This is a genomic window from Alcanivorax borkumensis SK2 (assembly GCF_000009365.1).
Classification (GTDB): Bacteria; Pseudomonadota; Gammaproteobacteria; order Pseudomonadales; family Alcanivoracaceae; genus Alcanivorax; species Alcanivorax borkumensis.
Genome location: NC_008260.1, coordinates 1 through 23,880, shown reverse-complemented (window position 1 = coordinate 23,880; position 23,880 = coordinate 1). Strand labels below are relative to the sequence as shown.

Sequence of the window (23,880 nt, the reverse complement as noted above, 5' to 3'; positions counted from 1 at the left end):
CACGTTAGTTGAGCGTTCAATAACACGGGCGTTTTTCAGAAAACAATTTTTCATTAGAAATCTTCATTACGTTTTCAAATAAACGCCCGATATTTTCAATCTTTTACTTCAAGTTGATGCTCATATTGGGTCCCGCCGCAACCGGGATATCGGAGTCAAACCAGCGGCTAGTAACCGTCTTGGTTTCCGTATAAAAACGCACGCCTTGCTTGCCATAAGCGTGTTGATCACCATAGAAAGAGCCCTTCCATCCCGTGAAGCTGAAGAAGGGCAGCGGCACAGGAATCGGCACATTGATACCCACTTGCCCGACTTCTACTTGGTGCTGATATTTACGTGCCGCAGCGCCGTTGGCGGTAAAAATGGAAGTACCATTGCCATAGGGACTGCTGTTAACCAGCTCCAAGGCTTCTTCTAGTGAGTCCACACAAACGCAGCACAACACCGGGCCAAAAATTTCCTCGCGGTAAATTGCCATGTCGGTAGTCACATCGGTGAATAACGTTGGGCCAACCCAGTTACCGTCTGGCAGACCTTCCACGGTGCAATCTGATCCATCCAGCAAACAGGTAGCGCCTTCTTTTTTGCCCTGTTCAATCATGCTCAGCACTCGCTGTTTGGCGGCCGGGCTGATCTGCGGGCCATAGGCCGCTTCCGGGTCATTCCATGCCCCCGGACGAATTTGAGCAAACTGGCTGGCCAGCTCATCGATCCAGGCTTTTGAATCGCCCACGAACACCGCCACACTGATCGCCATGCAGCGCTGACCCGCAGCCCCACAAGAAGAACCCACCAGGCTACTAACAACCTGTTCCTTGTTGGCATCCGGCATGATCACCATGTGATTTTTAGCGCCGGCGAAGCACTGCGCGCGCTTCATGTTGTCGGTTGCGGTGCGGTACACGTGCTGCCCCACCGGCACGGAACCCACGAACGATACCGCTTTAATATCAGGATGCCTAAGCAACGTATCGACCTGCTCCTTACCGCCGTGCACCACCTGTAACAAGCCTGGCGCTGCGCCAGCCTCTTGAAATAACTCTGCCAGTCGATTCGGCGTCATCGGATCTTGCTCGGAAGGCTTGAGCACAAAGGTATTACCGGCGGCGATGGCCAGTGGGAACATCCATAGGGGAATCATGGCCGGGAAGTTGAACGGGGTAATCCCCGCGCATACTCCCAAAGGCTGGGTCCAGGAGTGGGTATCGATGCTACGCGCCACGTTCTCCACGGTTTCGCCCATCATCAACGACGCGATGTTAGCGGCCTGTTCTGCAACCTCGATGCCACGCCAAACGTCGCCCTTGGCATCCTCAAAGGTTTTGCCGGTTTCCTGGCTGAGAATCTCGGCAATCTCATCGTGATGTTCTTTCAGCAGCGCCTGATAGCGCAGCATCAAGCGCGCTCGCTCCGACACCGGCACCTCTTTCCAGGTTTGGAAGGCCGCCTTGCCCGCCGCAATGGCCTGCTCCATTTCCTCGGCGGTGGCCGCCGGGGCTTCGCACAGCGTCTGCTGGGTGGCCGGGTTGGTTACCGCAATCCACTGGTCAGTTTGGCTGGCAACAAATTCGCCATTAATCAGCAAAGGTAATTGGTGGGCCATCGGGGGTCTCCATTCTTTTCGGGGTCCAGGTTATCGGGCTCAGAGCTGGGGGCGCCAGCGTGAAGCATGTCTGCGTTAAAGCATGATTCCAGTTTTAGCACAGCTAGTCTGTCATGCAGATAGCCACATTTGACTAGAGATAGACTATATTGCTGTTTATGGAAATCGTAGAACAACCTACTACCAAAACTTCTCACTGGCCATTACCTGCCAGAGGACAGCGTACGGTCATTCCGCCTTCGGTGCTTTCCAGCGTCCGCGATCATCCGCTTTGTTCCGGCTGTATGCCCCACGGGGTGGGCTTTTATCCCCAGGCCAGCGGGCATCGAATGGAACGCCAGCGACCCGCAGATAATCTACTAATTTATTGTGTGTCCGGTGCTGGAGAACTGGCTTACGGGGGCCAAAGCCAACCTGTTGAGGCCGGTGATCTATTGCTGTTACCCGCGGGCTTTTCTCACCGTTACCACGCCAATCCACAGCAACCCTGGAGTATTTACTGGGTGCACCTGGGTGGGCATGAGGTTCAACGGTATTTCGACGAGATTGCCGGCCAACCTGACGGAGGCATTCGCAGGGTTAGGGTCGGCGTACATTCACGTCTAGCGGAAGATTTTCAAGCGTTGATGGCGGCTGCCACCAACGCGCAACCCGAGCATCTTGTTTATGCGGCCAATCTGTTGCGTAGCCTGCTTGCCTACGCCTCCTTGATGCGCCGCCAGCACCAGGTCCGCCATGCCACTCTAGATGTAACCCGAGTAAACAGTTATCTGCAAACGGCGATCGACCGGCGACTCAGCCTAGACGACTTAATTACCGCCACTAGCGATTTGTCCCGTTACCATTTTATTCGCGAGTACAAACGCCAGACTGGACAAACCCCCATGCAGGCATTCCAGCGCATTAAAGTCAGCCACGCCTGCTATCTTCTTGATATCAGCGACGATAGCGTAGCGACTATTGCTCTGCAGCTGGGCCATGACGATCCGTATTATTTTTCTCGTCTTTTCAAAAAAATGATGGGTATTTCTCCGCAGAAATACCGCAAAGAAAGGGGAAAAAATTAATTCAAAATTTTCGAAACTATGGTCGACTTATCCAACTCATAGTTAATACCTTTGGGTTGCTTTCACACTGAAATACATAGGCACAACCGCTATTACCAAACCAAAATGGAAGGGTGTCTGCGGAGTCCAGCTGAAAAATAAATTTCATCGGTTTTTCGCAACAGGAACACAGTGGGTAACTTACCTCGCTTACCCAGTTAGGCCAACCGAGAAACTTGTCACCCGGACGCGGAGTAGGGCGGTGAGCTTGAAGTAAGGCGAGCATAGCTTCCGGAACATCATCATTAATCGCAGTCATTTCCTGCCGGTCGGGAAAATCCGTCATGCACTGCCAGCCAGTCAATGCTTGCTCAACAAACGCATCGGGAATGGCTTGCGGTAGGGCATCAAAACCATCGGCTTGCTGGCGGGGAATGACTCGCACCAACGTGACATCAGAGAATGGCAGGTGCGCATGCCCCAGTACCTCGCAATCTTCCTCCCCGTTAGTACAGTAAAACACCTGCAACACACCATCACCGAATGCGCTGCGGGCCTCGACCGGCAAATCCAGCGAATCAAGCTGCACAAACAACTGCATAGGCTGGTGGCAGTGGCCGCAGCATGGCCAAGCTTCGTCCTTTTTCAGCAGCGGCAGGCCGCCAAATTTGGAGCGCGCACCTGGCACCGCCGGCCCCACTCGAGGGCGCCAGGCGGGACGGGACAAAATAGCCAATTTGTGTTTGATTTCTTCGGGTAACATGACACGCCCTCGTATGATCGTATCATGCTCACCTCCACCCAATGTGGACGCAATGAATGAACTTCACTTACCCGCTATCAGGGCGATTTTACCGACTCAGCGGCGTGCAATTATCTGCCTTTGCTCTGTTTTCTACCCTTTATCTGCTCCGTTCAAGAGGGATTCAGGGTCAGCGTAGCGGTCATGCCAGCGGCCAGCACCGTGTTTTCGGGCAGGCTATCTGCATCAATCGACACCCTTACTGGCACTCGTTGGGCCAGCCGCACCCAGTTAAAGGTAGGATTCACATCCGCCAGTAGATCGGCACCGGTGGGGTTATCCCGATCAGCGATTCCGTGGGCGATACTATGCACCTTGCCATTGGCACGGATGCCACTAAGCAGGCGCACCTGCACCGGATCCCCCACATGCACATTCGGCAGTTTAGTTTCCTCGAAATAGCCATACACCCAGAAATCGTGTCTATCAATCAACGCCATACGGGCCTGTCCGGCATGGGCGTAGTCGCCCGGATACAACGCCAGGTTAGTGACGTAACCGTCCACCGGAGCACGCACTTCTGTACGCTCCAGGTTCAGTTGCGCCAACGCCAACGCCGCATTGGCCTGCTGAAGCCGAGCCAATAACTGCTGCTGACCGGCCGTTGCCCGCTGATGGCTAGCTTGGGCAGCCTGCAATTGGGCCTCGGCGGCCTCAGCACTGCTGTGAGCGTTGTCGCGTACTTCCCTGGAAACCGCCTGAGCAATCCGGTCACGGCGACGGGATTCCGCCTGACGCATGGCAAACTCCGCCCGCGCTTTAGCGGCACTGGCTTGAGCGGCACGAATATCAGCACCGGCTGCCCGCGCTGCGGCCTCAGCGGCCTGCTGATCCGCTTGCGCTTGCAGCAAGGCATTCTGGTAACGGCTACGGTCGATCACGAACAACAAATCACCCCGCTGCACGGCCTGGTTATCCGCCACCGGCACTTCCGTCACTAGGCCCGATACATCCGGCGCTACCTGCACCACCCGTGCCCGCACCCGGCCATCGCGGGTCCAGGGGGAATACATATAGTGCTGCCACAAGGCCCAAGCCAGCAGGGAGGCCAACGCCACTGTCAGCAGCGTTACCGAAGCCCGGATCAGGGATTGGGTTTTCATTGTTTTCACTCCTTTACTGCATGGCCAGCAAACCTAGGCCACCAAAACAGCAGAAAAATACAGCCACCCGGAACAGGGGCGGATGCCAGACATAACGGTACAGCCCATAGCGACCGCCTACCCAGTCCACCGCCCACTGCAGCAGCAAGCTAATCACGAACACCAGCAACAGGCTGGGCACTAACGCATCCAACAGCGCAATTTCACGGGGCATCCGTCGCCGCCTCCTGATATGAAGATAAATAAGGGGATAAAGGCGCAGCCAACACCGACTCGGTATCCAGCAAAGCCAAGCGCAATAGATGGAGCTGACGCAGGGCAGGGCGGTCAGACACCGCCGCCATGGCCGTATCCAGCGCCCGCAATGCCCGCTGACGGGCGCTTTCTTGCTTGCCCTCATCACTGCGATACAGCGCCGCAAACGCCTCCAGCACCGCGCCAACCACGCCCTGCTGAGTGTCCGGCAGCGAGGCCTGCAAACGACGTAATTCCACCACCGCCCGGCCGGTTTCATGTACCGACAATGCCCAGGCCAGCCAGTCACGGGCTCGCGGGCCGGCATGCACCATAATCTGCATGAACAGGTCCCGGGTGGCACTTTCAACGCGGTCTCGCAGCCCTGGCAACGGTAACTCACAGGCACGGGCAACCTGAGAGCGCAGCTGGCGCAACAGGCGGTTACGTAACCAACGGTTGCTGGAGGCATTGCCAAACAAACTGAATGCCACCGCCACCGCCAGCACCCCAACAATTTGGCTAATGCCTTCGTTGACCACATACACAGGATCAAAGGTCATCGGGCTATGCAGATTCAACAGGTAAATAAAACTGAGCACGAAGCCGGTCCCGTAGCCCGCCAACGTCGGGCGGGTCGTCAGGTACAACCCGATGAGCAGAAACGGCAATGTTCCCGCCACCATCAACACAAAACCATCCATGTGAGTGAGCACCATAAACTGGCAGAGGAAGGCCAGCGGCATGCCGGTGGCGAAGCCCAGAGTAATCTGTCGCACTACCGCCGATGGATTTGGCGCACTGGCAAACATGCCAGTGAAAATAGTCGCCAACATCATGGCACTACCGCCATGCACCCAGCCGGACATAATCCAGAAACTGCCCATCACCAACATTGTGACCGTGGCGCGGACGCCGCACATCAGCGCGCCGAGGTGGTCATTTCCGTGCTGAAACACCACCTCTTTCTGAGCGGCCGTGGGCACGCCGGGGCGGCGCAATAGCGCATAGGCCTGCACATAGGCCTGCAGCTCTTGTAGGCAACGGCTAAGCAACTCTGCTCCGGTATCAAAATCCAGCTGTTCGCGGGGTGAAGTGAGGCCCTGCCGCTGCTCACTGATTTTGCCGGGCAATTCCCGCTCAGCCTTCTGCAGCGCTTGCGATAACCGCGCTGCGGCAGCCGGATCTGGTTCGCAATCATCCTCTAGGGCAGTCGCGGCAAACTCGCATAACTGCATCAATCGTTGGCGGGTATCGTGATGATGGGGTGCATGCATACGGTTCATCAGGTGGTGCAGGGTCTGATAGCTGGTGGAGACCTCCATAAAGCGCTGATTAAGCTGACGTAGCCGCGGACTGTGTGCTCGCACCCCGGCATCTTCGAACACCACGGAACTGCGTAGGTTTTCCACCTGAATGGTCTCACCGACAAAACGCATATGGGCGTTTTCCAGAGCATCCCGGCCCAACACGCCGCCTAAACTGCCGCGCACAAAAGCCAGAAAGCCGCTGTATTGTCCAGATAATTGCTGACGCAGCGCCATGCGTAACCGCTGGGGGAACAGCACATCGCCCACCAGCCCAGCCACCAGGATGCCCAGCATCACTTCACTGACCCGCATTACCGCCGAATCGAATAACGCCTGCGGATGTTGCACCACCGGCAACACCACAATGGCCACGGTATAGCCGGACAACACAAACCCGTAGGACATAAAGTTGCGATACAGGGAGGCCCCCGCCGCACACAGGCCAATCCACAGGGCCATACCCACCAACAACAGTTCACGCTGCTGGGGGAACAGCCCCACCAGCGCAATGGCCGCGCCACAACCGACCAAGGTGCCCACCGCGCGATAGAAACTCTTTGCCAGCACCATGCCACTGGCCGGGTGCATCACCAGCGCCACCGTCAACATAGTAGTGGCCGGCTGCTGCAAATCTAGCCGCATAGCCAACCCGCCGCCCATAAAGATGGCCAGCAGCACTTTACCCACATACAGCCAATCCAGCCCGGCTTCGCGCAGCAGGCCAATCAGCAAAGGTTTAGAGAGCGCAGCTTGGTTCTCGGCCTTCATGACAACGCGCTCACAGATTCCGTTCGATCTGCTCGGCCACTCCCAGTAACCGCTTCAACAACGTTTCCAGTACCGCGATTTCTTGTGCATCAAATGCGGCCCCGTACTGGTTTAACAAGGACGCCATGGAGGGCAGAAACTGTTCTACCAACTTTTCTCCTTCCGTGGTCAGGGAAACCAGCACTCGGCGCCGGTCCTGAGGGTCCGCAAAACGAGCGATCCACCCCCGCTCGCAGAGAATATTGCACACTCGGGTCACGTTGGCGGACTTTTCCGCCGCCGCATCGCGCAGCTGGGTGACAGTCATCCCTTGTTGCTCGCAGCCGTACAGCATCATCAACACATTGTAGTCGGTATGATTAAGCCCATACTCGCGCAGCAACACATTGGCAGAGTCATGTACATGCTGGGATATGGCTTTCATCAATCGCACTAGCATGGCTGGTTCGCGAGGGTAGGCTGGGAAGCGCTTATGGGTCAGGCTAATGCGATTTTCAGTAGCGTCGAAGCGGGTCACGCGTTTTCCTAAATGGCCATGAACTCAGTTCATTTATTCTACAAATAAATAGTACACAAATGAACTATTTATTTGTAGAAACGTCCTCGCAATAGAGGACTTGCATCTACCCGATTGATTTAAAAGGGTTAATCTGTGGTCGTTTCATCCGTCGTCTGGAACGCTTGCAACTGCCACTGGGCAAACGCCTGCTGAGCCCACTCCAACTGTTCGATCAGCCGCTGGCGCTTACTGGGTTCAAAGCGGCGTTGAGCGAGCGCCTGCAAGCTCTTTTGCAGGCCATTACGATGGCTTCGTTCCATCTGCCCCAGCCAGTGGTCATCGGCACCGGTTACCACCAGCACATCACGGCCAGCATGGTTGCGCTGGCTCACTTGATACCAGTGCACCAACGCCCGGCCCAGCACCACATAAGCAAACTGTGGGTCTCTCAAGGGGCCGTAGACTGCTTCGCGGAAACCGCCGCTAAGCGGGCCGAATTTTAGTTTGGTGAGTTTGCCGCTGTAGTAATAGCTCCCGGCGGCACCCAATAGCCCACCAATGAGTGCCCCGGCGCCCAGTGAATGGCCCAGCGCCATGGCATCGATTCCAGCGCCGCCCACGGCGCCAGCACCGAAGCCTGCCGCAGCCAGCTGATTCTTGCTGATGCCCCACAACTGCCGGGTGCGCTCACTGAAAAGATCGCCGCCTTCCGGGGTCACCAGCGTGTCCTCCTGACGCTGCAAGCGCCGGTGCTGGTACAGATCTTCCACCGCTCCTCGCAAACGCTGCTCGCGCTCGCGCTGCCAGGCCTGCCAGCGTTGCTGCAGCTTAGGCAGCAAGGGTTCGGCGCTCTCAAATTCCCCCAGCCGGGCGGTTTCCTGATGGCCGAGCATGCCAATTAACGCGTCGGCAATACATTCCAGCGCTTGGCTGTCGCGACCAAACTTGAGCGCTTGCAAATATTCCAGCGCCGCATCCAGCGGCTCACGCCAGTGTGGGGCTAACTGGCCAAAGCTGCGCAACAAGTCTAGGTGTTTTTCGAAGGGGGCACCCACCGCGTCGAAGCGACGCACAATCTGGAAATATTGCCCCAGTGCAGCCTCCCAAGCGGCGCTGTGATCGTCCGGGCCGATCTGATTGATCAGCGCCAAACTGGGCCGACCAGTCCAGCGCAGTATATTCATTTCCGCTTCATGCTCACGGTTATAGGGCACCGAGCCATCCACCACGTAGATGATACCCGCCCCCTCCACAATGGGCCGCAGCAATTCACATTCATCGTGATAGCGAGGATCATCACGGTGTTGTGTCACAAAAGCCGCGACCGTGTCTGGCCGGTCCGAGGCAGAAAGGCTGTGCCCCTGCAGCCAGGCCAACACCTTGCGGGGCCGCTGAAAGCCCGGGGTATCGATCAATTCATATAGCGTCACGTCATCCACTTTCATCGGATAACGGTGGCTATCGCGGGTGGTTCCCGGCTCCATAGCAATGGCAATGCTGTCGTTCTGAGCTAGGGTCGCCACTACACTGGATTTACCCTTATTGGGGTGGCCCACTACAGCAAAGCGTGGCTCGGCAATGCCAGTGCAGCGCCCATCGAGGTTCTCTGTTTTACCTTTATCGTCCATGGCGTTTTCAGCGTTATTGAGTATTGGCTGCCACTTAAACAGGCTGTTGAAAAGTGAAGAGCTGTCTGCGGCTATGACATCAGACCGGCGTCATTGGGCATCAGCGCGTGGAGCGCACAGCAGTAGCTGGCTGTCGCGCTGGCGATCCACAAAGCGTTGCCACTGCGCCAGCAACTGCGGGTCGGCCAACGCCGCACCCTCTTCATCGGCCAACGGCACCAGCGCCAGCAACGCCGTCACGCCTTGTTCTCGGGCATCAAAAATAAAGTCACTTAGCTCACCGGTAGGTGGCTCCCAACCACGGGCCACCAGAATCACCGGCTGCCCGGATTGACCTGCTTGCGCCAACACCCGAGCATCTTCCTCAAGGCTACTGTTGCCGCCGGCCCGTAACTGTAAGGGAGCCGGATCTGCCGACAGAGCGGCACGTAATAGCGAAGAGTTCATGCCCGCGCCGGCCCAATGAATCAGAGTGGCGCTGGCAGGAAGTGGTGACAGAAATATTTTGGCCGGAGCAGGGGCTATTTGCCCCTCATCATCGCCACGGGTGTCCACCCAAGGCGTGTCAAAACGATAATGCAACGGCTGCCAGCCAGGATGGGCACGCAAAGCGGCGTGTGCCTGCCAGCGTAATTGCAGTGTCGCCAGCATCAGCAATACCCAGCGAGGCAGCAGCACATAAACCAGCCACAGCATCAATACGAACGGCCACCAAGTGCCCAGTAAGGCTGGATTGCTCACCCCACTACTCTGTTGTAATCGGTAAAACTGAGAAGCTTCCACCAGCGCCTGCGATGGAACGGCCTCAGGCCACAGGGCTTGCCACGGCAGCGCCAGAATAGCGATCCACTGATGATAACCCGCGGCGGATGCTTGCAGAGTTGTACTCCAACCAAACGCTAGGTCTTGCACCAGCACCATCAACAGCAGCGTCAGCAGACCACTGAAGGCAAACGCCAACCCACCGGTATGGGCTACTCGAGCGGATAGCGCCGGGCGCAACGGTGCCAACGCACTGTCATCATCGCCCCTGGGGCCGAACAGGGCACGCCAGGGCTGCACACTGGTGAACAAAGCCAGTAACCCTTGCAGACCGACCAATGCGACCAGCAGAGTCACATTGATCTGCCGACCCCCATCGTAATAGAGCAGCCCTAACATGAAGGCCACGCCGAGCATCGCCCCCAGGCCAGCAAACAACCAACGGGCCTGACGCCAGCGGCGTAGACGCGGATCGGCATCGCTGGCCACCTGCCGCTGCCCATTGAGGGCGTGCAACGAGTCCAGCCAAGCGGTTATGGTGAGCGGTTGCCGGTGTTCTTGTTGCTGCTGAGCAAAACGCCGGTCGCGACGATGCAGGAAGCCATGGTTCTGGTCCACATCGCGGCGATACTGGTCGTCAAAGTCCAGTAGCAAGGTTAAGGGATTTGCCAAGACGACCTCGGGTCAAACTGAATTAATAACGCGACGGCGCAGCAGGCGCCACTCCACCTTTGCCCGGAGTGGTAGGACTGGACACCGGCCCTGGCATATTCGGATCGCTTTTTTGCGAGGTGTATGCCACTCCATAGGTAGCACAGGCAACGCAGGCATTGGAATATTCACCCAGAATACCGCCTTGATAGTCATAACCAAATACTGGGCGATAGTCCTGTGTACACACTTGCGGTGGATCATCCGGGCAGGTGAGGGTGTCCTCCGGCAAACCCATGGGGTAATTGTTGTCGTACGAGGAACTACAACCTGCCAGAACCAAGGCTAGGCCCGTTACAGCCAGAACGACAGCTTTCATATTGCTCTCCTTGTCGCGCGCGTTACCACACACGTGAATGGGCTTTCTCAGAGCTCCAAGCATAGATAAAGTTCGCCTCGAGCGCAGCCTGCGTTTAAATGATCCCTGCGTTAAACTCGCGCAGTCCTTATTTTTCACTTGTTCGCGAGGCCTTTCATGCACCCCACCCATCGATCCATCGACTGGCGCCATACCCCAGCGGCCATCTGGCGCGGCCGTTCACAGACATTGCGTCCGGTTCCCCATCCGGACCCGGTACGATTGGACGACCTGCTCGGCATTGCCCCCCAAAAAGCCAAACTGGTGCAGAACACGGAACGATTTCTTGCCGGGCAACCTTGCAACCATGTGTTGCTGTGGGGCAGCCGCGGCACCGGCAAGTCCTCCATCGTCAAAGCCCTGCTCAATGAATATTCCCCACGCGGATTACGGGTAATCGAAGTGGACAAGGACGATCTGCACGACCTGCCGGATATCGTTGACGATATTCGTGACCGCAGTCAGCGGTTTATTATTTATTGCGATGACTTGTCTTTCGAAGATGGCGAAAACCAGTACAAACACCTGAAGAGCGTGCTGGAAGGGTCACTGGAATTGCCGCCGGAAAATGTGCGAATCTATGCCACCAGCAACCGACGCCACCTGCTGCCTGAATATATGAAAGACAACGAGCAAACCCAGGTCGTTAATCGAGAGTTGCACCATGGCGATGTGGTAGAAGAAAAAATCTCCCTGTCTGATCGGTTCGGTCTGGGACTGAGTTTTTACCCTATCAACGAAACCCAGTATTTTGACATCGTCGACCATCTGTTCGGCACGGTGCAAGACCGCGAACAACTGCACGTGCGAGCGCGGCGTTTTTCTATGGAAAAAGGCGTCCGCTCTGGCCGCACCGCCCGGCAGTTTTATAATCAGTTTGTTGGCGAATTTTAAACGCAGAAAACGTTAAATGTTGGAAGGGTAGGGGAGATACACGCTCTTCAACAGGCGATGGGTTGATCGAAAGGCCTTGCTCACGCGCACCGGAAACCGAAGCATGACAGCATAAGCTCATCCATTCACAACCCATTCTGGTGACGTGTCAGCTTTGTACTCCTGGATTCAAATCCCGGTGCCTCGGACAGCTAGTAAGATGATCATTCACCATACCCGTGGCCTGCATGAAAGCATAAACGATGGTGGGACCGACAAACCGGAAACCACGTTCTTTTAGATCTTTACTCATGGCTTGCGCCACCGCCGTGGTCGTGGGCACCTCTTGCAGGGTGCGGTAATGATTAATTTGCGACTTACCCTCCACAAAACCCCAGAGATACTGATCCAGGGTGAGGCCCTTGTCTCGCAAAGCCAGATAAGCCTGAGCATTGCCGATAGTAGCCGCCACTTTCAAACGATTGCGTATAATCCCCGAGTCCACCAATAAGTCAGCCACCTTGCGCTCGTCATAGCGGGCGATTTTCTCCGCATCGAAACCATCAAACACCCGCCGGTAATGCTCGCGTTTGCGCAGCACAGTAATCCAACTCAATCCGGCTTGAGCGCCTTCCAAGTTCAAGCACTCGAACAGGCTGCCTTCGTCATGGTTGGGCACCCCCCACTCATGGTCGTGATAATGCTGATAAAGCGGGTCATCTCCGCACCAGGGGCAACGCTCGTTCATTCTTTTTCCTCTCTCTTATCTGCCCGACATTGTCTGCTTGGCAGCAAGCCACCGCCACCGGTATCACCTATCGAGCCGGGCCGGTATACTTGGCGCCTTTCGCGGCCATCCCTCGCGACCATCTGGGACCGGAATACCTTTACCGAATAACAGGATTCACCATGGCGGAACAACCGCAAACGGATATTTTGACCTTTCAGGGCCTTATTCTTGCCCTGCAACAGTACTGGGCTGAACAGGGCTGTGTCGTTGTGCAGCCGCTGGATATGGAAGTAGGCGCGGGGACTTTCCACCCCTCCACTTTCCTGCGCGCCATTGGCCCGGAAAACTGGAACAGTGCCTATGTGCAGCCCTCCCGCCGACCCACCGATGGTCGCTACGGGGAAAACCCGAACCGGCTACAGCACTATTATCAGTTCCAGGTGGTGCTGAAGCCATCGCCAGACAATATTCAGGAGCTCTATCTGGGCTCGCTGCGTATGCTGGGCTTTGATCCACTGGTGCACGACATCCGTTTCGTAGAAGACAACTGGGAATCGCCCACGCTGGGCGCCTGGGGCCTGGGCTGGGAAGTGTGGCTGAACGGCATGGAAGTCACCCAGTTCACCTATTTTCAGCAAGTGGGCGGTATCGACTGTTATCCGGTCACCGGTGAAATTACCTATGGCCTGGAACGCTTGGCCATGTACATCCAAGGCGTGGATTCCGTCTACGACTTGGTGTGGTCAGATGGCCCCTTCGGCAAGGTAACCTACGGTGATGTGTTCCTGCAAAACGAAGTGGAAATGTCCACCTTCAACTTCGAACACGCCAATGTTGACGAGCTATTCAAGCAGTTCGACCTGTTTGAGGGCGAATCCTCCAAGCTGATTGACGCGGGCCTACCGCTGCCGGCCTACGAGTACGTTCTCAAAGCCTCCCATACCTTTAACCTGCTGGATGCCCGCAAGGCTATTTCTGTCACCGAGCGTCAGCGCTTTATCTTGCGTGTGCGCACACTGGCACGGGCGGTGGCCCAGGCCTACTTCGACAAGCGGCGTGCGCTGGGCTTCCCCATGGCGGATGACACCGTTCGCGAGGAAGTAATGGCAGAGCTGCAAAAGCAGGATGACAAGGCCGCCAAGCAGGCCCAGAAAGACGGCCAAAAGAAAAAGGGGAAGCAATAATGTCCCGGGATTTACTGATTGAATTGGGCACCGAAGAGCTGCCCCCGAAAGCGCTGGCCTCACTGAGTGCCGCGCTCACTGATGAATTTGTCCGCCAACTGGATGAAGCTGGCCTGAACCACGGTGCTGTAGAACGTTTTGCCGCCCCTCGCCGTCTGGCTTTGCTGGTGCGGGATCTGGATGAGAAACAGGCCGACCGCGATATCGAGCGCCAGGGCCCTGCGGTGCAGGCAGCCTTCGACAGCGACGGCAACCCAACCAAAGCCGCCCAAGGCTTTGCCGCCTCGCTGGGACTGACCGTAGACCAGCTCGGCCGCCAGGACACCGGCAAGGGTGAGCGCCTAGTGGCACAGATCACCGAGCAGGGCAAAAGCGCCGCCGAACTGATCCCCGCCTTTTTCACCCAGTCCATCCAGAAGCTGCCGATCCCCAAACGCATGCGTTGGGGCAAGCGCAAGGTGCAGTTTGTGCGCCCGGCCCATTGGCTGGTGGCGTTATTTGGTGACGAAGTCATTCCGTTTGAGCTGCTGGATCTGCAATCTGGCCGCACCAGCTATGGCCACCGCTTCCATGCTCCAGGCGCTATCGAACTGGCCTCTGCCAGCGAATATGCCCAGCGCATCGAAAACGACGGTCACGTTCTGGCAGATTTTGACCGCCGTAAGGCCATGATTAAAGAACAGACCTTGGCGGCCGGCAAAGAAGCCGGCGGGGTCGCCCAGATCAATCCAGACCTGCTCAACGAAGTCACCGCTCTTGTGGAATGGCCCGAGGCACTCATGGGTAGCTTTGATGATGACTTCCTGCGCGTTCCCCAGGAAGCCCTGATCAGTGCTATGGAAGAGCACCAGAAATATTTTTCGGTACTGGATAACGACGGCAAGCTGATGCCCCGCTTTATTACCATCAGCAATATCCAGTCCAAGGATCCGCAACAGGTGATCCACGGTAACGAGAAGGTCATCCGTCCGCGCTTGGCCGACGCCGCCTTCTTTTACGACAACGATTGTAAGCGCACTTTGGCACAGCACGCCGAAGGCTTGACCAATGTGGTATTCCAACAGCAGCTAGGCACCGTCGCCGAAAAGTGCGAACGCATTGGTGGCCTGGCCGCCGTGATCGCCGAGAACATCGGTGGCGACGTGGACAACGCTAAACTGGCCGGAAAGCTCAGCAAAGCCGACCTGAACAGCGAAATGGTCGGCGAATTCGACACGATGCAGGGCATCATGGGCTTCTATCTGGCCCAGCGGGAAGGTCAGCCGAAAGAGGTGGCTAACGCCTTGTATGAACAGTACCTGCCACGTTTCGCCGGCGACACCTTGCCGCAAAGCAAAACCGGCATGGCTGTTTCCTTGGCCGACAAAATCGATACCCTGGTGGGCATCTTCGGTATTGGCCAAAAACCCAGCGGGACCAAAGACCCCTATGCGCTACGTCGCGCTACCTTGGGCGTGCTGCGCATTATCATCGAACATGAACTGGCGCTTGACCTGCGTGAGCTACTGGATAAAGCAGCCGAACAATTGGGCGAGCGTATTGATACCGCCCAAGTGGATGATGCTTTTGAGTTCATCAAAGGCCGTTACCGCGCCATTTATCAGGAACAAGGCATCGCTACCCCGGTGATCTTGTCGGTGCTGGCCATCGACGATGCTTGCCGCAAGCCACTGGACTTCGACCGTCGGGTGAAAGCCGTGGCGGCCTTCCAACAACGTGACGAAGCGCAAGCACTAGCGGCTGCCAACAAGCGCGTCTCTAACATCCTTGCCAAGCTGGAAACCGCACCCGCCGAAGAAATCGATGGCGCCTTGCTGGAAGATGAAGCAGAAAAAACGTTGACCAATATGGTCGTGGCCGCATTCGAACAGACCTACGAACTGCTGGAAGCCGGCGACTACGCCAGCGTGCTGGAAATGCTTGCGCAACTGCGTGAGCCTGTAGACACCTTTTTTGACACCGTCATGGTGATGGCGGAAGACGAAGCTGTGCGTAATAACCGGTTAGCGTTGCTCGCCTTCCTGCGAGATCTGTTCCTGAATGTGGCGGATATCAGTTTGTTGCAGGAATAAAAGCCATACGCTAAAACCTAAATAAAGGCCGCTTAATCAGCGGCCTTTATTATAATAATCTGCCGTAGAAACATTACTGGCAGCGACGCTCTGCGGCAGAGGAAATAAATATTCGCTCATGAATAAGATCATTATTCTCGATCGTGACGGTGTCATCAACGAAGACTCCAATGCTTACATCAAAACGGTAGACGAGTGGATCCCCATCCCCGGCAGCATTGACGCCATTGCCCGCTTGAGCAAAGCAGGCTATATCGTAACAGTGGCGACGAACCAATCGGGTATCGCCCGCGGCTACTATGATGTAGCCACGTTAGAGGCCATGCATGAGCGACTTCGCGCCTTAGTAGAAGAGCAGGGCGGCAAGCTCGGCAAGATCGTCTACTGCCCCCACGGTCCCGATGACGGCTGCACTTGCCGCAAACCGCTCCCCGGTCTTATCGATCAGATTGTTACCGAGTATGGCGATGTGGCCGGGGCTCCGCTGATTGGTGATAGCCTTAGGGATCTTGAAGCGGGAATCGCTCGCCATTGCCTACCGGTACTGGTACGCACCGGCAAAGGCAATAAGACTCTTGAAAAGGGCCTTCCGGACTCCTTGGGCACCGTTTCTATTTATGATTCCCTCGCTGACTTTACAGATCACCTCTTGAAGGAAAAAGCATGACCCCGCACGCTCCACCGTCGCTGTCGATCAAGGTCCGCAGCGCACTTTTTTTTGTGCTATATAGCCTGACCGGCATTTTTCACAGTTTCTTATGCGTGCTTATCGGCCCATTTCTGCCACGGCATGCGCGGCACCGGTTTATTAATCAGTGGACTCGTTTTGCCATGTGGCTCGACCAGCGGCTAAACCGTATTACCGTAACGTTAGAAGGCCACGAACACCTCAGCGAAGACCCTTGCGTCATTCTCGCTAACCATCAAAGCAGCTGGGAAACATTTTACCTACAGGTACTCATCAGCCCGCAAGCCACCGTGTTGAAAAGGGAACTCCTTTGGATTCCCTTCTTCGGCTGGGGTTTAGCGTTGCTTAATCCCATTCGCATCAACCGAAGTGATGGCAATGGTGCGCTGAAATCCGTTCTTTCCCAAGGCAAACAACGCCTCAAGAGCGGCCTGCGTGTGGTCATTTTTCCGGAAGGAACACGACAACCACCCGGTACGCTAGGCAAGTTCAACCACGGCGGCAGTTTGCTGGCAAGCCAAGCAGGTGTACCCGTGATAGCCATTTCCCATAACAGTGGAAATTGCTGGCCACGAAAAACCTGGATCCGTTATCCAGGTACTATCACCTTGCGCATAAGCCCCCCCATTTCGACCGAAAATAAAAAAGCCAAGCAAATAACCGCTGAAGTACACCAATGGATAGTGGATCATTACCCAAGCTAAAATTTACAACCTTCGCTATTTTATGAGTATGAGCGGTTGATAAACTGGGGTTAGATGTTACTTGGGCCATTTAATAGCTTTTATATTGCCAAGGCCTTTTAAAATAATTACAGTCTGAGCCGTTATTCTACGATCTAAATAAGGGCACCTTAATGAGCATTAATCTTGACCAATTGTCTGTCGACGAACTGGAAAAACTGATTAAGCAGGCAGAATCCGCGCTAGATAAAAAGCGTAAAGCCGAATTGAAAAATGCCCAGGCTGTACTGGAGAAAATGGCCAAAAATTTGGGTGTCGCTCCACAGGATCTGCTGAAAAGTTCTACTGAGAAGAAAAAAACTACTCGCAAGAACGCCGCAAAAAAGAAAACCGGAGTTCGTCGTCCGGCAAAAGTAAAATTCCGCGACCCTAACAACAGTGGCAATACCTGGACCGGTCGCGGCAAACGCCCGCTGTGGTTGCAGGATGCCCTGAGCAAAGGCGCCAAGCTGGAAGATTTTGCGGTATAAAAATTACCGCACGCTGCAGCAACACAAAAAAGCGAACCCTAAGGTTCGCTTTTTTTATACCTGCTACAAGTAACGTTACGCGTACAACGTCTCTTTACACATCCAAATTAGATACCTGAAGCGCGTTGGACTCGATGAACCGACGGCGCGGGTCTACATCATCACCCATCAGGCAGGTGAAAATCTGATCCGCTGCGATGGCATCTTCGATGGTCACCTGCAACATACGGCGACTTTCCGGATCCATGGTGGTTTCCCATAGCTGGTCAGCGTTCATCTCACCCAGCCCTTTATAGCGCTGGAAACTGGTGCCACGACGAGCCTGGGCCATCAGCCAGTCTAGAGCTTCTGCGAAATGACGGATAGGCCGCTGTGACTCACCACGTTGAATATAGGCATCCTCAGCCAGCAAGCCTTCAAGGGTTTCCCCCAGCGCCTTGATTTTCTGGTAGTCCGGAGACTGCAAGAAATCCAGTGTCACCTTATATTCGCGGGGTACACCGTGAGCGAGCACTTGCACACGAGGAAGATACAGACCCCGCTCCTCGTCCCGCTGAGCAGTAATAGTGAAGGTCTGGGTCGCATCAGTAATCGCATCCACACGTTTACCCAAGGTCTCACACCATTGCATCATGGCAGCTTCGTCGTTCAATGAGCTTTCGCTGAGTGACGGCATATAAATCATCTGCTCCAGTACTTCTTCCGGGAATACCCGGGACTGGCGATCGACAATTTTCATTACACCACGGTATTCAGCAATCAGCTTGGCCAGCGGCTCACCACTGATCGGTGGTGCATCGTTGCCTGGATACAGGCCGGTTTTATCCAGTGCCAAGGTGGTTAAATACTCCTCCATGGCCGGATCATCTTTAAGGTAGGTCTCTTGCTTGCCTTTCTTCACCTTGTACAACGGCGGTTGAGCAATGTAGACGTAACCGCGCTCAATCAGCTCAGGGAGCTGACGGAAGAAGAAGGTGAGCAGCAGGGTACGAATGTGTGAGCCATCCACGTCCGCATCCGTCATGATGATGATACGGTGGTAACGCAGCTTTTCGATATTGTACTCATCTCGACCAATACCACAGCCCAGAGCCGTAATCAGGGTGCCCACTTCCTGAGAAGACAGCATCTTGTCGAAACGGGCTTTTTCCACGTTCAGAATTTTACCCTTGAGCGGCAAAATCGCCTGGTTCTTGCGGTCTCGACCCTGCTTGGCCGAACCACCCGCAGAATCACCCTCCACAATGTAGAGTTCAGACAACGCCGGATCTTTCTGCTGGCAATCAGCCAATTTTCCGGGCAGGCCAGCGATATCCAGCGCGCCTTTACGCCGAGTCATCTCACGGGCTTTACGAGCCGCGTCACGGGCGCGGGCCGCATCGATGATTTTTTGCACAATACTGCGTGCTTCACCTGGGTTTTCCAGCAAATAATCCTGGAAGAGATCACCCATAGTTTGCTCTACAGCGCTTTTCACCTCGGAGGACACCAGCTTATCTTTAGTCTGGCTGGAGAACTTGGGATCCGGCACTTTCACGGAAATCACCGCAGTCAGCCCTTCCCGAGCATCATCACCGGATGGACTAGCTTTTTCCTTCTTGAGGAACCCCTCCTTGTCCATGTAGCTGTTCAAGGTCCGGGTCAGCGCTGCCCGAAAGCCTGCCAGGTGAGTACCACCATCGCGCTGAGGAATATTATTGGTAAAGCAGAAGATATTTTCCTGATAGGAATCATTCCACTGCATGGCCACTTCTACCGCAATACCATCCTCTTCGCGCTCGTAATTGAAGTGGAATACCTGATTTAGCGGGGTTTTATTGGTATTCAGGTAGCTGACAAAGGCGCTTAAGCCACCTTCATACTCGAAAACATCCTCATCACCGCTACGCTCATCCATCAGATGAATACGCACACCAGAGTTCAGGAAACTCAGCTCACGCAGTCTCTTGGCAAGAATGTCGTAATGGAATTTGATATTGCTGAAGGTTTCCGGAGAAGGACGGAAGTGCACCGCGGTGCCGCTGGAATCTGTCGTGCCCACTACTTCAAGTGGTTTTGCTGGCACCCCGTGATTATAAATCTGCTCGTGGACCTGGCCATTACGGCGAATAGTCAGTTTCAGCTCTTCTGACAAAGCATTCACCACCGATACGCCTACACCGTGAAGGCCACCGGACACCTTGTAGGTGTTATCGTCGAATTTACCACCAGCGTGCAGCACCGTCATGATCACTTCTGCTGCACTAACACCTTCTTCCTCGTGCATTTCGGTAGGAATGCCACGACCATTATCTTGGATAGACATGGACTCATCGGGATGGATAACCACTTTGATTTCAGAGCAAAACCCGGCGAGAGCTTCATCGATGGAGTTATCTACGACCTCAAACACCATGTGGTGCAGGCCTGTGCCATCATCCGTATCACCGATATACATGCCTGGACGTTTACGTACGGCATCCAATCCTTTCAGCACCTTAATGCTGGATGAATCGTATTTTTTCTCCGCCATGGTATTTCCTTATTTGCTCTCGGTGAGGGATCGCAGCTTTCCATGTTCCACGTGGAACATTTTGTTCTCGACCGACTGTAATGCGTCATTATCATTAACGATGGCAGCCCATTGGGGCATATCCAGCGCAGTAATCAATGTCTGGTGGCCCGTTGTGGCAAGATAGCCAAGCAATTGATTACGATGCTCTTCGTCCAATTCAGCCGCCAGATCATCCACCAGCAGGGTGCAAACCTTACCTGACTGACTAATCATGGGCAGCTGAGCCAAGACCAGCCCATAAGCGACCAATTTCGCCTGCCCGCGAGATAAACGATCGCGGGCGACAACGCCGTGGCTCTCTATACGGATATCACTGCGGTGGAACCCAGCCTGGCTAAAACCGCGCCGCAAGTCATCAGACTGAAGACGCGACAATGCTTGGGCATAGGACTCACCCTTATGGAGCCCTGTTTGCAACCTAAGGCGTATTTTTAGCTCCGGTGCCAGTACCGTTAAGGCCTCATCAAGACCACGCTGCAGTGCATTCAGATAGCCTCTGCGCAACCCTTCAATTCTATCAGAAGTCTGCGACAGTTGCTGATTCCAAAAGCCCAGTTCGCGCAGGTTTGGATTGCCGGCTCGCAGCAGCGCGTTGCGCTGCTTTAGCGCGGCGGATCCCGCGCGCCACACGGGCATAAACTGATGTTCCACGTGGAACATTCCCCAGTCCATGAACCGACGACGCAGCTGAGATGCACCAAAAACCAACTCAACCGAAGTAGGGTGCAGCGCTAATACCGGCAACAGAACAGCCACTTCACTCAGCGCTTTGGGGGTCTGACCGTCCAACTTGATTGCATCAATCCCCCCAGGCGTACGGCGAATCCCGATACGGTGTACATCTTGAACACCAACCACTTCAGCGTACAAGGTGGCGGCCTCAGCACCATCACGCACTAACCGCGACAAACGACCACCACGAAAGGAACGACCGCCACTACCGATAAAATAAATCGCTTCCAGCAAACTGGTTTTGCCGCTGCCATTATCCCCAAGGATCACATTCAGGGACGAAGACAGATCCACTTCAGCGGTGCCGTAGTTACGGAAATTGCTTAACTGGAGACGGCTAAGCATAGGAAAGACAACAGCGGTCAAAAAAAGGGGAGGGGAAGAACATCAACGGGGCGACGATGGAGACCACCCCGGCAAGACAATACATACTCAGAGGCGCATCGGCATAACCACATACACGGCTGCCTTACTCTCAGGATCAAAAACCAGGGCACTGCTATTGCTATCACCCATCTCCAATTCCGCCTGCGTGCCACCCATAGTATTCAGCACGTCCAACAGATAGCTGACATTGAAACCAATCTCCAAGGGCGAGCCATTAAAATCTACGGACACTTCTTCTTCCGCTTCTTCCTGCTCTGGGTTGTTAGCCACAATCCGCAAACTACCCTCAGACAACTGCACCCGCACACCACGGTACTTTTCGTTAGAAAGGATCGCCACCCGAGCCAACGCTTGGCGCAGGGTCTCACGGTCAGCCACCACCTTACGGGATCCTTCCTTCGGGATTACTCGGTCATATTCCGGAAACTTACCATCAACTAACTTGGACGTGAAAGTGATCGCTCCGACCACGATACGCACATGATTACGACCAATAGTCAGGCGTGCAACTTCACCGCTATCCCCGAGGATTCTCGATAGTTCCATCACCCCTTTGCGCGGCAGAATAACCGACGCCTCTTCCACGGGTACATCCAGTTCTGCATCGCACAGGGCCAGGCGGTGGCCATCGGTAGCCACCGCACGCAAACGGCCAGACTTAAGTTCAAAAAGCATCCCGTTCAGGTAATAGCGCACATCCTGCTGAGCCATAGAAAACGCTGTTCGATCAATCAGACCACGCAACACATCCGGCTTAATCTCAAGGCTACTGCCAGCGGCATCTTCTTCCAGATTCGGGAATTCGGAGGCCGGCAGGGTGGACAGAGTAAAGCGGCTACGGCCAGAACGAACCAGCATGCGCTCACCATCCACCTCAAAACGGATATCCGCCTCCGCCGGCAAGCTCTTGCCAATGTCTACCAGCTTACGGGCCGGCACGGTGGTTTCGCCAGGCTCAAGCTCGCCCTCAAGCGGCAAACGGGCGACCAGCTCCAGTTCCAGGTCTGTCCCGGTCATAGATAGCTGGCCATCACCCACTTCCAATAACACATTGGACAGTACCGGCAAGGTCTGCCGCTTCTCCACCACTGCCGCAACCTGCTGTAGCGGCTTGAGCAGCTGTTCTCTATTGATTGAGAATTTCATCGCGCTTTCCCGTTCTGGTTATTGGGTCTTGCTCGCCACAGAGCCACCCCGATTAGGACGTCAATGTCCGTAACAGATTCAGATAATCTTCTTCAATTTCCGGATTGGATTCCCGCAACTCCAGTACTTTGCGACAGGCGTGCAGTACCGTAGTGTGATCCCGGCCACCAAAATTCTCACCAATTTCCGGCAAGCTGTGGCTGGTCAACTCTTTCGACAACGCCATAGCAACTTGCCGGGGCCGCGCCACGGAACGTGTGCGTCGTGGAGACAAAAGATCATTAATCTTAATTTTGTAGTATTCGGCTACGATGCGCTGAATATTATCAATACTGATCTGTCGCGCCTGCAGTGCAATCAAATCCTTCAGCGCTTCCTTGATCAGGCCGATATCAATCTGCGCACCGGTAAAGCGAACGTGAGCAATCACCCGACGCAATGCGCCTTCTAGCTCCCGCACGTTTGAACGAATCCGCTGGGCAATAAAGAAGGCCGCATCATTCGGCAGATCCACCTTGGCTTCTTCGGCTTTTTTCTTAAGAATCGCCACTCGCGTTTCCAATTCCGGCGGCTCCATCGGCTGAGACAACCCCCAACCAAAACGGCTCTTCAGACGCTCCTCTAGGCCATCCACCTCTTTAGGAAACTTGTCGCAGGTGAGAATGATCTGTTGCCCATTTTCCAGTAACGCATTGAAGGTGTGAAAAAACTCCTCCTGGGACTGCTCTTTTCCTGCAAAAAATTGAATATCATCAATCAGCAGAGCATCCACAGAACGATAAAACCGCTTAAACTCGTTAATGGTCTTGTTACGTAAGGCAGAAATCATATCTGCTACAAACCGTTCACTGTGCAGATAGACCACCTTGGCATTGGGGTTGCGTCGCAACAACTCATTGCCGACCGCATGCATCAGGTGAGTTTTACCCAGCCCCACACCACCATACAAAAGCAAAGGGTTATAGCCATGACTGGCCGGGTTTTCGGCTACCTGCTGCGCTGCCGCCGCTGCCATACGATTGGATTTACCCTCAACGAAGGTTGAGAAAGTAAAGCCTGTATTAAGGTTGCTGCGGTGCTTACGAGCTCCACCCAACGAAGTGGGTTGCGGTCGGCTATCAGACTCAGGCTGACGGGGCGCTGGAGCCGCGGCAGGCGTCGTTATCGGCCCATTACTAGAGGAGGAGGAGGAACCATTGAAGTACGATGCTGCAGGCGTGCTGGCACGGGTAGACCCTACCTCCAAACGCAATTGGGGAAGGGGGCCTGACTGCATCTCCCCTAGAACCTCGCTAATGCGATCTAGGTACTTGTCACGAACCCAATCCACCACAAACCGGTTAGGGGCAAACAATGTTAGCTCCGCACCATCTGCAGACGCAGCAACTTGAAGCGGCCGTATCCACATATTGAACTGCTGCGACGGCAACTCATCTTCCAGCCGCGTCAAACAGCGTTGCCAGAGCTCTTCAGACAC

At 55.0% G+C, this 23,880-nt stretch carries 21 protein-coding genes; 7 read left to right on the top strand and 14 right to left on the bottom strand.

Annotated features, from left to right (window positions below; genetic code table 11):
* Nucleotides 1-103: 103 nt before the first annotated feature.
* The gene (locus ABO_RS00105; protein ID WP_011587318.1) at nt 104-1,603 is read right to left on the bottom strand and encodes a CoA-acylating methylmalonate-semialdehyde dehydrogenase; all 1,500 of its coding nucleotides are present in this window, start codon (nt 1,601-1,603) and stop codon (nt 104-106) included.
* Nucleotides 1,604-1,761: 158 nt separating this feature from the next.
* On the opposite strand from ABO_RS00105, the gene ABO_RS00100 reads away from it, so the two are divergent.
* Complete coding sequence (locus ABO_RS00100; RefSeq protein WP_041704529.1) at nt 1,762-2,670, top strand: helix-turn-helix domain-containing protein; 909 nt, start codon at nt 1,762-1,764, stop codon at nt 2,668-2,670.
* A gap of 16 nt (nt 2,671-2,686) precedes the next feature.
* Here ABO_RS00100 and ABO_RS00095 read toward each other — a convergent pair whose 3' ends face one another.
* From ABO_RS00095 to ABO_RS00060, 8 genes are all read right to left on the bottom strand, one after another.
* Nucleotides 2,687-3,412 carry a DUF1963 domain-containing protein gene (locus tag ABO_RS00095; protein ID WP_011587316.1) on the bottom strand — a complete coding sequence of 242 codons (726 nt, stop codon included), beginning with the start codon at nt 3,410-3,412 and terminating at the stop codon, nt 2,687-2,689.
* A 152-nt stretch (nt 3,413-3,564) separates the two neighbouring features.
* On the bottom strand, nt 3,565-4,554 hold the full coding sequence (locus ABO_RS00090) for a biotin/lipoyl-binding protein (protein ID WP_011587315.1): 990 nt from the start codon (nt 4,552-4,554) through the stop codon (nt 3,565-3,567).
* A gap of 13 nt (nt 4,555-4,567) precedes the next feature.
* Complete coding sequence (locus tag ABO_RS00085; protein WP_011587314.1) at nt 4,568-4,768, bottom strand: DUF1656 domain-containing protein; 201 nt, start codon at nt 4,766-4,768, stop codon at nt 4,568-4,570.
* Complete coding sequence (locus ABO_RS00080; protein WP_011587313.1) at nt 4,758-6,866, bottom strand: FUSC family protein; 2,109 nt, start codon at nt 6,864-6,866, stop codon at nt 4,758-4,760. The genes ABO_RS00085 and ABO_RS00080 overlap by 11 nt, the downstream gene beginning before the upstream one ends.
* A gap of 10 nt (nt 6,867-6,876) precedes the next feature.
* Nucleotides 6,877-7,383 carry a MarR family winged helix-turn-helix transcriptional regulator gene (locus ABO_RS00075; protein WP_011587312.1) on the bottom strand — a complete coding sequence of 169 codons (507 nt, stop codon included), beginning with the start codon at nt 7,381-7,383 and terminating at the stop codon, nt 6,877-6,879.
* A 128-nt stretch (nt 7,384-7,511) separates the two neighbouring features.
* A complete protein-coding gene (locus ABO_RS00070) occupies nt 7,512-8,993 on the bottom strand; it encodes a GTPase/DUF3482 domain-containing protein (protein WP_011587311.1) in 1,482 nt (493 codons plus the stop codon).
* A gap of 90 nt (nt 8,994-9,083) precedes the next feature.
* Nucleotides 9,084-10,427, bottom strand: coding sequence for a DUF2868 domain-containing protein (locus tag ABO_RS00065; RefSeq protein ID WP_011587310.1), 1,344 nt, complete (start codon nt 10,425-10,427; stop codon nt 9,084-9,086).
* A gap of 22 nt (nt 10,428-10,449) precedes the next feature.
* Nucleotides 10,450-10,785: a hypothetical protein gene (locus ABO_RS00060; RefSeq protein ID WP_050731490.1), complete on the bottom strand. Its 336-nt coding sequence runs from the start codon at nt 10,783-10,785 to the stop codon at nt 10,450-10,452.
* Nucleotides 10,786-10,941: 156 nt separating this feature from the next.
* Here ABO_RS00060 and ABO_RS00055 point away from each other — a divergent pair, with 156 nt between their 5' ends.
* Nucleotides 10,942-11,718: an ATP-binding protein gene (locus ABO_RS00055; RefSeq protein WP_011587309.1), complete on the top strand. Its 777-nt coding sequence runs from the start codon at nt 10,942-10,944 to the stop codon at nt 11,716-11,718.
* 148 nt (nt 11,719-11,866) lie between these two features.
* Here ABO_RS00055 and ABO_RS00050 read toward each other — a convergent pair whose 3' ends face one another.
* Nucleotides 11,867-12,445, bottom strand: a complete 579-nt coding sequence (locus ABO_RS00050) for a DNA-3-methyladenine glycosylase I (RefSeq protein ID WP_011587308.1) — start codon at nt 12,443-12,445, stop codon at nt 11,867-11,869.
* Nucleotides 12,446-12,606: 161 nt separating this feature from the next.
* On the opposite strand from ABO_RS00050, the gene glyQ reads away from it, so the two are divergent.
* From glyQ to ABO_RS00025, 5 genes are all read left to right on the top strand, one after another.
* Nucleotides 12,607-13,611 (top strand): glycine--tRNA ligase subunit alpha, encoded by a 1,005-nt coding sequence (gene glyQ / locus ABO_RS00045; protein ID WP_011587307.1) that lies wholly within the window; start codon nt 12,607-12,609, stop codon nt 13,609-13,611.
* Nucleotides 13,611-15,683, top strand: coding sequence for a glycine--tRNA ligase subunit beta (gene glyS, locus ABO_RS00040; protein ID WP_011587306.1), 2,073 nt, complete (start codon nt 13,611-13,613; stop codon nt 15,681-15,683). The genes glyQ and glyS overlap by 1 nt, the downstream gene beginning before the upstream one ends.
* Before the next feature lie 118 nt (nt 15,684-15,801).
* On the top strand, nt 15,802-16,350 hold the full coding sequence (gene gmhB, locus ABO_RS00035; protein WP_011587305.1) for a D-glycero-beta-D-manno-heptose 1,7-bisphosphate 7-phosphatase: 549 nt from the start codon (nt 15,802-15,804) through the stop codon (nt 16,348-16,350).
* Nucleotides 16,347-17,075 carry a lysophospholipid acyltransferase family protein gene (locus ABO_RS00030; protein ID WP_011587304.1) on the top strand — a complete coding sequence of 243 codons (729 nt, stop codon included), beginning with the start codon at nt 16,347-16,349 and terminating at the stop codon, nt 17,073-17,075. Before gmhB ends, ABO_RS00030 begins: the two co-directional genes overlap by 4 nt.
* 152 nt (nt 17,076-17,227) lie before the next feature.
* Nucleotides 17,228-17,584: an H-NS family nucleoid-associated regulatory protein gene (locus tag ABO_RS00025; protein WP_011587303.1), complete on the top strand. Its 357-nt coding sequence runs from the start codon at nt 17,228-17,230 to the stop codon at nt 17,582-17,584.
* Nucleotides 17,585-17,678: 94 nt separating this feature from the next.
* Here ABO_RS00025 and gyrB read toward each other — a convergent pair whose 3' ends face one another.
* The 4 genes from gyrB to dnaA all read right to left on the bottom strand — a co-directional run bounded on the left by gyrB (nt 17,679) and on the right by dnaA (nt 23,880).
* Nucleotides 17,679-20,096 carry a DNA topoisomerase (ATP-hydrolyzing) subunit B gene (gene gyrB, locus ABO_RS00020; RefSeq protein ID WP_011587302.1) on the bottom strand — a complete coding sequence of 806 codons (2,418 nt, stop codon included), beginning with the start codon at nt 20,094-20,096 and terminating at the stop codon, nt 17,679-17,681.
* A gap of 9 nt (nt 20,097-20,105) precedes the next feature.
* Complete coding sequence (gene recF, locus ABO_RS00015; RefSeq protein WP_041704514.1) at nt 20,106-21,215, bottom strand: DNA replication/repair protein RecF; 1,110 nt, start codon at nt 21,213-21,215, stop codon at nt 20,106-20,108.
* 87 nt (nt 21,216-21,302) lie between these two features.
* Complete coding sequence (gene dnaN / locus ABO_RS00010) at nt 21,303-22,403, bottom strand: DNA polymerase III subunit beta (RefSeq protein WP_011587300.1); 1,101 nt, start codon at nt 22,401-22,403, stop codon at nt 21,303-21,305.
* Nucleotides 22,404-22,455: 52 nt separating this feature from the next.
* Nucleotides 22,456-23,880: a chromosomal replication initiator protein DnaA gene (gene dnaA, locus ABO_RS00005; RefSeq protein WP_011587299.1), complete on the bottom strand. Its 1,425-nt coding sequence runs from the start codon at nt 23,878-23,880 to the stop codon at nt 22,456-22,458.